Consider the following 12,808-nt stretch of genomic DNA (forward strand, 5'->3'; position numbering starts at 1 on the left):
TCTACTCGAGGACCTAGCGGGCCCGAGGAAACAATCGATAAAAGTTCTCAGTGGTGATCCTGGCGAGCTCTTCGTAAGAGATATTGCGCAGGTCGGCGATAAACTCCGCCACTTCACGCACGTACGCAGGAATGTTGGGCTTGCCGCGATAAGGGACTGGAGCCAAATACGGGGAATCAGTCTCTACCAGCAATCGCTCGAGCGGCACCTTGCGGGCCACGTCGCGCAACGCTTCCGCATTGCGAAAGGTCACAATGCCCGAGAGAGATATATAAAAGTTCATATCCAGCGCATCGCGCGCCATTTCCCAGCTTTCGGTGAAACAGTGCAGAACACCCGCGTGTTCCTGATTGGCATGCGCGCGAATCAGAGACAAAGTATCCTCGCGAGCATCGCGGGTATGGACAATCACTGGCATGCCCGCCGTACCGGCTGCGCGCAAGTGTGCAACGAAGCTTTCCTGCTGTACCTCTCGGGTTTCCGTGCTGTAGTAATAATCCAGCCCGGTTTCACCCAGTGCGACCACACCCGGCTTGCGCGACATCTCGATCAGGCGCTGTTCATCCGCGAGTCCAGACTCAACATCGAGCGGATGCACGCCAACCGAACACACGACGTCGTCATAGGCCCCTGCGATTTCGACCACAGTGTCGACATTGTCGAGACTGATACCGACACACAGAAACTTGGAAACCCCGCGCTCCCGGGCAAGCTTCAATACGGCGTCCAGCCCTCCCTCGACCCCATCCAGTTTCAGGCGGTCGAGGTGGCAATGAGAATCTACAAGCATGGGATCTACAGCGTATGGGTGGGCCGGGCAGACTCGAGTGAACCCGCCAGGTAAGTTTCGATCTTGTTCTGTACGATATTGTCTTTGTCGGTGAACTGCAGCCCGATACCGGGAGATCGGCTGCCCTGCGCGCCCGCGGGTGTAATCCAGGCGACTTTGCAGGCCACCGGAATTTTCTCCGGCTCATCCATCAGGTTCAGCAGCAGGAAAACCTCGTCACCGAGCTTGTAGGGCTTATCGGTGCCAATAAACAGGCCACCATTTTTTACGAACGGCATATACGACGCATACAGCATCGCCTTATCGTCGATTTTCAAGGAAAGAATGCCGTTTCGGGCTCCGCCCCCCATGGCCTTCATAGCCCACCTCTCTGAAGTTCTTTTGCGCTAACTTATCGGAGCCTGATTGCTGTGTCTAGGAACAGTATCGCATAGCGACCATATTCGCCTGACTGACGCGTCGCGCCTGTACCGGGTTATCGATGTCCGAACAATCTGGCCCAGCGGATAAACAGCTCCTCGAGCAGCAAACGCTTGTTGGGATTGCTCCCACCCAACAGTGCGGCACGCGCCTTGCCCAGATGATCGTAAAAGCCGAACAAGGGCTTCAATCCTTCCGCACCACTGCCTGGCAAACGTTGCATCAGCGCGCCCAGATGCTGCGCCGCCATGTCATCACAACTGCGCATTTGTGCCATCTGCCCAACCCACAGCTGCCAGAACTGCAGCAATTGAGGCAACCCGACCGCTTCCGGTGGCGCCTCCCAGTTACCCGCCGCCGACACCCCGCTGACCTCGCCACTCGCCACAGCAACCAGCTCGCTGAGAAATGCCTCGCGGCATTCACGAGATTCCGGCTCTGACAGCGCCAGCGCCTGCAGCGGCGCGCCAGAGGCGAGGTCCAGCGCCTGCACCGCAGCAGCCCCCTCCAGCCCCTGCTGGTGCAGCCAGGACAGCCCAACTTCACTGCCTGGGGTAGCGAAAGCGAGTGTCTGGCAACGGCTGCGAATCGTCGGTAAAAGTCCTGACGGCGCGTCTGAAATCAGCAAAAAAATCACGGACTCCGCCGGTTCTTCCAGGTTTTTGAGCAGGGCGTTGGCTGCGTTGACGTTCATCGACTCGGCAGGTGCCAACCACACCACTCTCGCCCCACCGCGGCCACTCGTCTGGGTCACAAACTGACCCAGCGCACGCACCTGCTCTACCTTCAGAGGGCCCTGGGGCTTTTCAGGTTCGACCTGAAGAAAATCCGGATGAGAACCAGCCTGCCACAACTTGCACTCTTTGCAGTCACCACACGCAAGGCCCTGTCGGGGTTGCTGACAGAGCACCATAGCGGCAAAAGCGCGGGCAAAGCGCCGCTTGCCAAGCCCTGCCGCACCGGTGAACAACAGCGCGTGCGGGCAGCGGCCAGCGGCCCATTGCGCGCCCAATCGTTGCCATTGGTCCGTTTGCCAAGGCATCGGCGAAGGGATCAGCTGTCCCTGTTGGGAGGATTCAGTCACGGGATTATCCAACAAACCTTCTTATTCACTCAGCGACCAGAAGAGCGTCCAGGTGGCGACCCAGTGCCGCCTGCACCTCTTCCAGAGACACGCTGGCGTCGACAACTGCATATCGCTCTGGATCGGCCTCAGCACGTTCGAGATAGGCCGAACGCACGGCGCGGAAGAACGCTTGCTGCTCACTCTCAAAGCGATCTGGCGCACCGGTTTTCGCCGCGCGCTCCAGCCCGATTTGGGGATCCAGATCCAATAACAGCACCTTGTCGGGACGCAGTGTGCCCTGCACGATCTGCTCGAGATTGGCAATCAGCTGCCGGTCCAGGCCGCGACCACCGCCCTGATAGGCAAAAGTCGCATCCGTGAAGCGATCACAAATTACCCAGTCGCCGCGCGCCAATGCCGGCTTGATCACCTCGGCCAGGTGTTGGGCTCGCGCCGCGAACACCATCAAAAGCTCGGCGGTAGGATCCACCTTTTCTTCTCTGCGACTGAGAAGCAGCGCTCGAACTTCTTCTGCGAGCGGGGTACCGCCGGGCTCTCGAGTCTGGACAAAGCGGATGTTCTGCCGAGTCAGCCAGTCCGTAATAAACTTCAGGTTGGTGGATTTACCAACGCCCTCCCCGCCTTCGAGGGTAATAAATTTTCCACGCGTCATGGCTGCTTTTCCTGAGCGGGACTTGAGCGATAGTCCGACCGGCGTTTCAATTGATATTCCCGCACTGCACGATTATGTTCAGAAAGGGTCGAGGAGAAATAATGGGAGCCGTCTCCCTTGGCCACAAAATACAGGGTATTGCCCGGCTTGGGATGCAAAGCCGCGTGTATTGCCTCGCGGCCAGGTAACGCGATGGGAGTGGGTGGCAAACCTCGAATGACGTAGGTGTTGTAGGGCGTTGACTCGCGCAGGTCCTTGCGACGGATATTGCCCTGATAGCGATCGCCCATTCCGTAAATTACGGTAGGGTCCGTCTGCAGGCGCATGCCCTTTTCCAGTCGCCGGACAAAAACACCGGCAATTTCATCACGCTCAGAAGGCTGTCCGGTTTCCTTCTCAACAAGCGACGCCATGATCAGCGCCTGATAGGGAGAATCGTAGGGCAACTTGTCACCCCGAGCGTTCCACTCCTCGGACAACACTGTCTGCATGCGCGCATACGCCTGCTTCAGGAGGTCAATATCGAGTGTTCCTGAACGGTAAATATAGGTGTCCGGAAATATCCAGCCTTCGGGATTCCCTTCGATACCCAGGGCCTGCGCCGCGCTCTCCGCTGACTCCGCTGCCGAGGAATGCACAATTCGCTGACCTGCACGCACCGCTTCCAGGGCCTGTTTGAAGGTCCACCCCTCGACAAGGGTGACACGATAGCGGGTGACATCCCCGCGGTAGAGGCGATCAATAAGATCGATAGCCGTTGTGCCGCTGGGCAACAGATATTCGCCCGCATGGATACTCGTTTTTTCCTGCCAGTACGCATAGGCCAGTACCAGACGAGGAAAACGCACAACGCCTTGATCCCCGAGCTTGCGCACTACCGTTGAAAGACTCCCGCCACTGGGCACCTCAAACCGAAGCCCGTCAGGCTCAACTGACAGGGGTTTTAATAGTGCCTGCTGCGCCGACCAGAGCGCCAGGCCGACGACAACGATGGCCGACACCAGCAACCCGACAAACACTTTCAAGAATTTTGGCCAGGACGATTTTTTCTTCTTCACCACAATTTTTCCGCTATTAACCGCTGCAAGATCCGGGTCTCATCACCAACGGAGAATTCCTGAATCCCGAATACCGAGGTAACCGGCATCACTCCTCTCAGGCTATTGCACACTGCCAGCTCCGAGCAATGACGGAGATCTTCAATGTGCAAGTCGGCCTCTTGGAGGTCAACCTGTTGCGCCAACCAAGCGCGCATCACTCCCTGAACGCCAACTTCGCGGAGGCAAGGTGTTTGCCAGCGATTCGCCGTGCGCACCAACAAATTGCAGCGCAATGTCTCGATCACACGTCCCCGGGCGTCCAGGAGCAGTCCGTCTTGCTCTACGCCGCCGGCCGGTACCGCTTGTGCGGCCTCATTATATAGGTTTCGATCGAGCCATTTGCATCCAGTGTGCACACTTTCCAGCTCAGGAAACTCGACACTCACTGGAAATAGCGTGACCGAATAGCCACCTTCTGGAGGCGACTCCAGCTCGGTCAGCGCGAGATCCCAGTGAAGTTTACCGGCCATGTAACCCACACGCAGGCGCGCCCTGAATACCCCGGCCTGCAAGTTTCGACCCTGCGATTCCAGTAAAGATTCAATCTGGTTGAGCGCCGCTCGCAGGGGTAAACCACTGCGCTGAAGCCGCGCCCGGTGAAAATGCCAAAGTGGAATCTGGCCGAACGACAGGCGCATCGTCTCAAGTGCGCCGTCGGCAAAGGCAGCGTCTTCTGGCAGTTGATCGATAGGCTCACCGAGCGCAAAAAATCGCGGAAAACTCAATGTCCCACTCGCGAGATCACTTGAAGGGAAAATGCGTGACGCTGTGAAAGAGACACGCCCGCGAACGCGGGCGCCGACGGATATTTAGATCCGATTGAATACAAGTGAACCATTGGTTCCGCCAAAACCGAACGAATTCGACAGTACCGCATCAATCGCGATTTTTTGCGCTTCTCCCGGAACCAGGTTGATACCTGCACAGGCTTCATCGACATTTTCCAGGTTAATGGTTGCCGGCGCGACCTGATCACGCAGTGACAAGACTGAGAAAATGGCTTCGATGGCACCGGCCGCGCCCAGCAGATGTCCGGTCATGGACTTGGTGGAGCTCACTGCAACGGAGTCTGCAGCACCACCAAACACAGACTTCACTGCCTGAATTTCCGCTTTGTCACCCAACGGAGTAGACGTGCCATGCGCATTGATATACTGAATCTGATCCGCCGTTTTCGCCGCATCGTCCATCGCATTACGCATCGACTGCGCTGCACCAGCGCCATCCTCGGGCGGTGAGGTCATATGGTGTGCGTCGCCACTCATACCAAAGCCACTGAGCTCGGCATAGATCGTGGCACCACGGGCCTTCGCATGTTCGTACTCCTCGAGGACGAGTACACCAGCGCCTTCACCCAGTACAAATCCATCGCGATCCTGATCCCATGGTCGACTGGCGGTTGCGGGAGAATCGTTGCGCGTTGAAAGCGCACGGGCCGCACAGAAGCCGCCCAGACCAACGGGGGTCGTTACCATCTCAGCACCACCACACAACATGACATCCGCATCGCCATATTGAATCGTGCGCATGCCCAGACCAATGGCGTGGGTACCGGTGGTACAGGCAGTAGTGGTGGAAAGGTTTGGACCTTTCAACCCATATTTAATAGAAAGGTTTCCGGAAACCATATTAATAATGGCACCCGGTACAAAGAACGGCGACACGCGACGCGGTCCTTTCTCGGCAATCAGCATGGCGTTGTGCTCGATCGCCGCGATCCCGCCCATGCCCGAACCAATACAAGCGCCGAAACGGGGCGCAAGCTCGTCGGATACCTCCAGCCCGGAATCCTGCATCGCCTGGATGCCGGCAACCATGCCGTATTGCAGAAAGATATCCATCTTTCGCGCTTCTTTCGCCGGAAGCAGGGGCTCAGGGTCGAAATCTTTTACAGTTGCTGCGAACTGTGTGGTGAACTTCGAAACGTCAAAAGTTTCAATGGGGGCCGCACCGCTGCGACCAGCCAGAATACCTTCCCAGGTTGCGTCTACCGTATTTCCCAACGGGCTGACCATCCCCAGGCCTGTTACGACAACTCTTCTACGTGACACTCGAAACTCCCCCGAAAACTGTACTGTGCTACCTACCTACAGTGTTCCCAGCTGGGGACACCTGCCCTTCAGCAGTCACAATTTCCTAGCGGTAATAAAAGTAAAGCCGCACTATGGTGACATAGAACGGCTCTAGAAAATCACTGCGGACGACTGTGTCGCCGTCCGACTTTCAAGCTATCCAGCTCTTATCAACCAAGGTTCTGGTTGATGTAGTCGATGGCGAGCTGAACAGTGGTAATTTTTTCGGCTTCTTCGTCCGGAATTTCGGTTTCGAATTCCTCTTCCAGAGCCATTACCAACTCAACTGTGTCGAGTGAGTCAGCGCCAAGATCTTCTACAAACGAGGCTTCAGGCTTTACGTCTTCTTCCTTAACGCCCAGCTGTTCAGCAACGATCTTCTTTACGCGCTCTTCAATGCTGCTCATGGTTCAATTTAACTCCTAGTGGATGAAAATCTGTAGTGGCTACAACAAACCGTGTTGTTTTGTTCACTCTGTCGCAACCGGCTCACACAGCTAATGGATAATCCGGGGCCGAATTGTACCCTGATTTTCAGGGGATGTAATGCATCAACCCCGGAGAACACCTTTAGCCAAAAAAATTACTGAATTATCAGTAAGTTAAACATAAAACTTAAGCCAAAGACTTAAGTCATATACATGCCACCGTTGACGTGAATCGTCTCACCGGTGATATAACCTCCAGCATCGCTGGCCAAAAATGCAACAACGGACGCAATTTCTTCAGGCTGGCCCAGGCGGCCCAACGGAATCTTGCCCATCAATGCTTCGCGCTGCGCTTCCGGCAACACTTTGGTCATATCGGTATCGATAAAACCCGGTGCAATCGTGTTGACGGTAATCCCGCGGGATCCAACTTCCGCGGCTAAAGAGCGAGCAAAACCGGCAACGCCCGCCTTGGTCGCTGCATAATTGCTCTGCCCCGCATTACCCATGCTGCCAACCACAGAGCTGATATTAATGATCCGCCCCCAGCGTGCTTTGGTCATGTCACGCAAGCAGGCTTTGCTCGCACGATACACCGCACTCAAGTTGGTATCGATCACCGCTGACCACTCTTCTTCTTTCATGCGCATCAGAAGGTTGTCTTTGGTAATGCCCGCGTTATTCACCAAAATGGTAGGCGCACCAAATTCGGCTTTCATGCTGTCCAACAATCCCGCGAGACTCTCGGGGCTGGTCACATCCAATACACGGCCCGCACCCTTTACGCCCTTTTCGGCGAAACGCGCGGAAATTTTTTCTGCGCCAGCGTCAGAGGTTGCCGTACCAATTACAGTGGCACCCATGGAGCCAAGCATATCTGCAATTGCCGCACCAATACCGCGACTAGCCCCCGTTACCAGGGCTACTTTCTCATTCAGTGAAAAATTCAAAGTGATCTTTCCTCGATTGGGATTACGCAGAAGTCGCGCTTACCGCGGCCTTCAACTGATCAGGTGATTCAATATTGTGGGATGTGAGGCTGCGATCGATACGCTTGGCCAATCCGGCGAGTACCTTGCCCGGCCCACATTCGACCAGATCCTGGGCACCGCGCGACACCAGCTCTTGTACACACGCCGTCCAGCGGACCGGACTGTAAATCTGCTCGATCATCAACGCCTTCACCCGAGACGGATCGGATTCCGCCTGAGCATGGACGTTGTGAATTACCGGAATGGACGGTGCGTCGAATTCGGTCGCTTCTATTTGGCTTGCCAGCTTCTCCGCCGCGGGACGCATCAACTCGGTATGAAATGGTGCGCTCACTGGCAGTGGCATCGCGCGTTTTGCGCCAGCCGCTTTACAGTTTTCGATCGCCCGGGTTACGGCGTCAGCACTTCCCGCGATCACTACCTGGCCGGGAGAGTTGTAATTCACCGCGGCAACCACTTCGCCCTGGGCCGCGTCGGAACACGCCTGCTCTACAGCCGCATCTTCCAGTCCGATAACCGCTGCCATTGCGCCCTGCCCGGCTGGCACGGCCTCCTGCATCAGGCGGCCACGCTCGCGCACCAACGCCACGGCATCAGTGAAAGCCACAACACCGGCACAAACCAGTGCAGACCACTCACCCAGGCTATGTCCGGCCATCAGGCCCGGTGTCGCACCGCCATTACTCTGCCAGGCACGATAGAGTGCAACACTGCTGGTTAACAGCAGAGGCTGGGTGCGTTCAGTGAGATTGATATCGGACTGTTCGCCATTCTGGCAAAGGTCCCAGAGATCGTAACCGAGGACTTGCGACGCCTCGGCAAAAGTAGACTGGACTTCAGGAAATTCCGATGCAGCGTCGGCGAGCATGCCGATCTGCTGCGATCCCTGACCGGGGAAGACGAATGCGAGAGAAGCATTGGCCATGGGACATCCTCACAGCTGGTGTTGTCACTGGTGATGGACGCGCGCCTGCAATTCTGACATCGCCCTGCCGACGCGTGTCGCCAGGTCGGCCTCGGCGCATTCCTTGGCCGTAATCATGGCCCGGTAAAACGCTTCACTGCTGGCACCTCCGTGACTCTTGATCACGTTGCCCTTCACCCCTAAAAAGCTGGCGCCATTATAGCGACCGGGTTCCACCTGTGTCCGCCATTTTCGCAACAACTTTATGGCTAATTGGCCAAAATAGCGCTTGAGCGGCGTCTTCTCTTCGATCGTGAACGACTTTTGACCTATCAGTCGAATCACACCCTCGGCGGCTTTTAACGCCACATTGCCGAGCATGCCATCGCACACAACCACGTCCACACTGCCGGTAAATATATCGTGACCCTCGACGAAGCCCACGTAGTTGACTTCCGGGTCTGCCTCCAGCAGGTCGGCCGCCCTCCGGATCTCTTCCGTCCCCTTATGCGCCTCGGCACCGATATTCAATAGTGCGACGCGGAGATTGCACTTCTGCGAATGCACCCGCTGTGCCTCGATGCCCATCCGCGCAAATTGCAGCAGGTCTTCGGCACTACAGCCAACGTTCGCCCCCAGATCGAGCAAGAAACACGAACCCTTTTCTGCTGGTAGTGACTTGCCCAGTGCCGGGCGGCGCACTCCCTCGATCGTCCCGAGAATACTGCGCGACAATGCGAACAGCGCACCGGTATTACCGGAACTCACCACTGCCTGTACGTCACCCGCTTCAAGATGCTTCAGGGCAGACGCCATGGAGGAATCGCGCTTGTGCCGAACGGCACGCAAGGGATCGCAATGCTGGGTAATTACCTGGTCGGCATGGACCAGCTCCAGGCGGGAGGAGAACGCCGAACAGTCGTGTTCGTTGAAAAGCTTCTGCAGAAGCTGAACCGGGCCAAAAACCCGCAATTCAGACTGGGGAAAGCGTAACAGGAAACGTACGCAGGCCGGAACGACAGAGCGGGGACCTAAGTCCCCGCCCATCGCATCCACTGCCAATCGCAATTGGCTGGACAAAACTTACTCTTCTTCAGAGCCGCCGACTTCGATCACCTTGCGACCACGGTAAAAACCGTCTTTGGTCACGTGGTGACGACGGTGCTTTTCACCGGTGGTCGGATCTACGGACAGAGTCGGTCCGGTCAGGGCGTCGTGGGAGCGACGCATACCGCGACGGGAACGAGTCTTCTTGTTTTGTTGAACAGCCATGGCTTGCTCCTAAAATAACTAAATTTCACTGGAACCGGGGCGCCTACCGGCGAGCCCAAACTCAACGAAAATGCTCAGCGCTTCTTCGATGATCCCTTCAACTGTTCCAGCACTTTAAAGGGGTTTTCCGACTGCTCATCCGCCTCGACTGCCTCATCGCCGAAATGGAAGCGCTCTCGCGCCACACACTCCTCCGCATGGTAGGCAACCATTGGCAGATTGAGCAAAATCTCATCTTCCAATACCTGGTGGAGGTTGAGCTCATCGCCCTCCTGAACCACCGGGTCAAGATCCTTGGGCAAGGCTTTCCCCTGCTCCTCAGACCAGACGATACCCCAGTGAATCTCCGCCTCGACCGGCTCGGTCAATGGCTGCAGGCATCGCTGGCAAAGCAGCTCAACACGCCCTTCAGCTTTGCCGTGTACCGCAAAATGACCATTCAGGTCACGTGCGAACACCAGCTCGGCCTGGATTTCACCCTCAACTGCATGCACCGCTTCCTTGACTCTCTCGAGCACTTCCACCGGAATCGGACCCGACAGGTACTGCTCTCGATGCGCCAGTTTGCGTGCATCTACGCTTCCTGGAAGCGCCTTTTTTGAGGGGGGTATCGACATAAGCGCGCAATTCTATGGACAAGGCCCACCCTTGTCAAAACAATTCCAACGGCGCAAGATTCTCGCATTCTCACACCCCGATTCCCGCAGACAAAGCCACGGATTGACCAACAGATGCCGCGACCGCTGATACTCGCCTCGAGCTCTCCTTACCGCCAGAAAATGCTCGAACAGCTGGGCTTACCCTTCTCCAGCCAATCTCCACATATAAATGAAGAAAGACTGCCCGGGGAGCAAGCCGGCGCGCTGGCCGAACGTCTGGCGCGCGAAAAGGCAGCAGCCGTGGCCGGCTCCCAGTCCGACGCGATGATCATCGGGTCGGATCAGGTCGCAGAGTGCCAGGGGCGCATCCTGGGCAAGCCTGGTGAGCCCGCCCGAGCACAGGAGCAGCTCAACTTCTGCAGCGGCAAGCCGGTTACCTTTCATACTGGCCTGTGCCTGCTGGATTCCGCCAGTGCAAGAGAGCAATTCTGCGTAGAAACTTTTTCAGTCTGGTTCCGCCCCCTGAGCGAGCAGCAGATCGCCCGCTATGTGGCGATCGAGCGCCCGCTGGATTGTGCCGGATCATTCAAAGTCGAAGGCTTAGGTATCGCACTTTTCGAAAAAATGGAAGGGAACGACTACAACTCGCTGATAGGACTCCCATTAATTCGATTAGTCAGCATGCTTGAGCAATGGGGCATTTCACCACTGGCAGAAGATGGCGCCCTGCCCGCCCGCTAATCTCAGACGCAGCAGCAACCACCCTAGGGGGTGAGTGGCGGCCATTCGAGCAGCTCGGAGAAGTGATCAATGATCGCGACGGGCGCGCAGCCCTGCAGTCGCTCGGGGTGATGCACCCCGTAGCTAACCCCGATGGCCGGCATCCCAGCGGAAGCGGCCATTTCGAGGTCATAGACGGTGTCTCCCACCATCACAGAGTCCCTTGCAGTGAAGCCGGTCTCCCCAAGGATCTCCTGCAGCATTAAGGGGTGCGGCTTGGAGGCCGTCTCATCCGCGCAGCGGCTGGTCACGAACAGGTCGCGTACACCGTGATCGCTGAATTCCCGATTGAGCCCCTGGCGACTTTTCCCGGTGGCAACCGCGAGCCGATGCCCATTGCCCAACAGCTTGTCCAGCGTTTGCAGCACACCGTCAAACAGCGGCAGGGGGTCAACGCGGGCGTCCAGCCACGCCTCCACGTAATAGTCCTTAACCTGCTGACGCTCCGCCATCGAGATCTCGGGAAAGAGCGTATTCAAGGCCTCTGGCAGGCCCAGACCGATGATGTTGCCAATCGCATCAGGCGCGAGCACTGGCATCCCCGCCCGCTCCGCAGCACGTTGCATGCAGGCGACAATACGCGCCTCGGAATTACAGACCGTCCCATCCCAATCGAGTATGACCAGCATGACCGAAAACCACCTGACAGTTCGTTTTAACCCAGACTAATCGCGGGGCCGTACTGGCGTCCGCAGATGTTTCAATACCTGCTCCAGCTCGTCGGAGAGCGGCGCCTCAACATCCACCTTCTCGCCATCCGGCAAGGTACAGCGCACACGGGCGGAGTGTAGAAACAGCCGACGCAGGCCGCGGTCGCGAAACTCTCGGTTCGCTTCATCCGCAGTATATTTACCATCGCCTGCCAGGGGGCAGCCGACAAACTGGGCGTGCACCCGAATTTGGTGTGTACGCCCTGTCACCGGCTCCGCGGCCAGCAAGGTCGCCCCCTTGAAACGCTCCAGCACCTGAAAGCGCGTCTCTGATGGCTTACCCTCGGGATCAACGGACACCATGCGCTCTCCACTCTTGAGGGTATTCTTGCGCAACGGGGCATCCACTACCTTCCTGCCCCGCGGCCATTTGCCACAGGCGAGCGCGAGATAGGATTTCCCCACGCGCCCGCTGCGCAGCTCCGCCTGTACGTGCTGTAGCACATTGCGCTTGCGCGCCACCAGGATCGCGCCGCTCGTGTCCCGGTCCAGACGGTGCACCAGCTCAATAAACGGACTCTGCGGGAACATCTGACGGAGCGTTTCGATCAGCCCCAGGCGAACTCCGCTACCGCCGTGCACCGCAAGGCCGGAGGGCTTATTGATCACCAATAAACCGCCTTTGTCGTACAGTATGGACGCTTCAATCAACGAGCGCAGGGATTCTCCTGCCAAAGCGGGCGCCTGCTTCTCGGCAACACGTACCGGCGGCACACGGACCTGATCACCCGCCTTCACCCGATATTCCGCTTTGACGCGTCCTTTATTTACGCGCACTTCGCCCTTACGCAAAATGCGATAGATACGTGAGCGCGGCACGCCTTTGAGGCGCGCCTGCAGGAAATTATCAATCCTCTGCCCTTCAAGCTCGGCAGGGACAGTGATGAACTGGACGCCGGTACCGGCGCGATCGGTAGCGACCTTATCGGGTCGCTCGGGGGGTTGGTTACTTCGCATGGGGCGCATGATAGCCGCAGCAGCGACCCAATTGAAGGTACTTCC

At 57.3% G+C, this 12,808-nt stretch carries 16 protein-coding genes; 1 reads left to right on the plus strand and 15 read right to left on the minus strand.

Translation table 11 applies throughout. The features are described from left to right. Positions 1-13: 13 nt before the first annotated feature. The 13 genes from ACXAD0_RS12225 to ACXAD0_RS12285 form a co-directional block, all read right to left on the minus strand. Complete coding sequence (locus ACXAD0_RS12225) at positions 14-790, minus strand: TatD family hydrolase (RefSeq protein WP_475088723.1); 777 nt, start codon at positions 788-790, stop codon at positions 14-16. A 5-nt stretch (positions 791-795) separates the two neighbouring features. Then, positions 796-1,149: a PilZ domain-containing protein gene (locus ACXAD0_RS12230; protein ID WP_475088725.1), complete on the minus strand. Its 354-nt coding sequence runs from the start codon at positions 1,147-1,149 to the stop codon at positions 796-798. Between the two features lie 116 nt (positions 1,150-1,265). Beyond that, complete coding sequence (locus ACXAD0_RS12235) at positions 1,266-2,294, minus strand: DNA polymerase III subunit delta' (RefSeq protein WP_475088726.1); 1,029 nt, start codon at positions 2,292-2,294, stop codon at positions 1,266-1,268. Positions 2,295-2,319: 25 nt separating this feature from the next. Continuing rightward, on the minus strand, positions 2,320-2,949 hold the full coding sequence (tmk, locus tag ACXAD0_RS12240) for a dTMP kinase (protein WP_475088727.1): 630 nt from the start codon (positions 2,947-2,949) through the stop codon (positions 2,320-2,322). Beyond that, positions 2,946-4,010 carry an endolytic transglycosylase MltG gene (gene mltG, locus ACXAD0_RS12245; protein WP_475088728.1) on the minus strand — a complete coding sequence of 355 codons (1,065 nt, stop codon included), beginning with the start codon at positions 4,008-4,010 and terminating at the stop codon, positions 2,946-2,948. Before mltG ends, tmk begins: the two co-directional genes overlap by 4 nt. Continuing rightward, positions 4,004-4,774 (minus strand): aminotransferase class IV, encoded by a 771-nt coding sequence (locus ACXAD0_RS12250; RefSeq protein WP_475088729.1) that lies wholly within the window; start codon positions 4,772-4,774, stop codon positions 4,004-4,006. The genes mltG and ACXAD0_RS12250 overlap by 7 nt, the downstream gene beginning before the upstream one ends. Before the next feature lie 84 nt (positions 4,775-4,858). Continuing rightward, complete coding sequence (gene fabF, locus ACXAD0_RS12255; RefSeq protein ID WP_475088730.1) at positions 4,859-6,100, minus strand: beta-ketoacyl-ACP synthase II; 1,242 nt, start codon at positions 6,098-6,100, stop codon at positions 4,859-4,861. A 191-nt stretch (positions 6,101-6,291) separates the two neighbouring features. Further along, positions 6,292-6,528, minus strand: a complete 237-nt coding sequence (acpP, locus tag ACXAD0_RS12260; protein WP_010130751.1) for an acyl carrier protein — start codon at positions 6,526-6,528, stop codon at positions 6,292-6,294. Between the two features lie 221 nt (positions 6,529-6,749). Continuing rightward, entirely contained in the window at positions 6,750-7,505 is a 756-nt protein-coding gene (gene fabG / locus ACXAD0_RS12265) for a 3-oxoacyl-ACP reductase FabG (protein WP_475090380.1), read from the minus strand. A gap of 16 nt (positions 7,506-7,521) precedes the next feature. After that, positions 7,522-8,466 (minus strand): ACP S-malonyltransferase, encoded by a 945-nt coding sequence (fabD, locus tag ACXAD0_RS12270; protein WP_475088732.1) that lies wholly within the window; start codon positions 8,464-8,466, stop codon positions 7,522-7,524. Between the two features lie 24 nt (positions 8,467-8,490). Further along, positions 8,491-9,525, minus strand: coding sequence for a phosphate acyltransferase PlsX (gene plsX / locus ACXAD0_RS12275; protein ID WP_475088734.1), 1,035 nt, complete (start codon positions 9,523-9,525; stop codon positions 8,491-8,493). Between the two features lie 3 nt (positions 9,526-9,528). Then, entirely contained in the window at positions 9,529-9,717 is a 189-nt protein-coding gene (gene rpmF / locus ACXAD0_RS12280) for a 50S ribosomal protein L32 (RefSeq protein WP_475088736.1), read from the minus strand. A 74-nt stretch (positions 9,718-9,791) separates the two neighbouring features. Then, positions 9,792-10,334, minus strand: coding sequence for a YceD family protein (locus ACXAD0_RS12285; RefSeq protein ID WP_475088738.1), 543 nt, complete (start codon positions 10,332-10,334; stop codon positions 9,792-9,794). 114 nt (positions 10,335-10,448) lie between these two features. Here ACXAD0_RS12285 and ACXAD0_RS12290 point away from each other — a divergent pair, with 114 nt between their 5' ends. After that, positions 10,449-11,057, plus strand: a complete 609-nt coding sequence (locus ACXAD0_RS12290) for a Maf family protein (protein WP_475088739.1) — start codon at positions 10,449-10,451, stop codon at positions 11,055-11,057. A gap of 23 nt (positions 11,058-11,080) precedes the next feature. Here ACXAD0_RS12290 and ACXAD0_RS12295 read toward each other — a convergent pair whose 3' ends face one another. Both ACXAD0_RS12295 and rluC read right to left on the minus strand, forming a co-directional pair. Continuing rightward, positions 11,081-11,725, minus strand: a complete 645-nt coding sequence (locus tag ACXAD0_RS12295; protein WP_475088740.1) for an HAD-IA family hydrolase — start codon at positions 11,723-11,725, stop codon at positions 11,081-11,083. A 36-nt stretch (positions 11,726-11,761) separates the two neighbouring features. After that, on the minus strand, positions 11,762-12,763 hold the full coding sequence (gene rluC, locus ACXAD0_RS12300) for a 23S rRNA pseudouridine(955/2504/2580) synthase RluC (protein ID WP_475088741.1): 1,002 nt from the start codon (positions 12,761-12,763) through the stop codon (positions 11,762-11,764). Positions 12,764-12,808: the final 45 nt, after the last annotated feature.

Source organism: Microbulbifer sp. ABF4_148 (genome assembly GCF_056158985.1).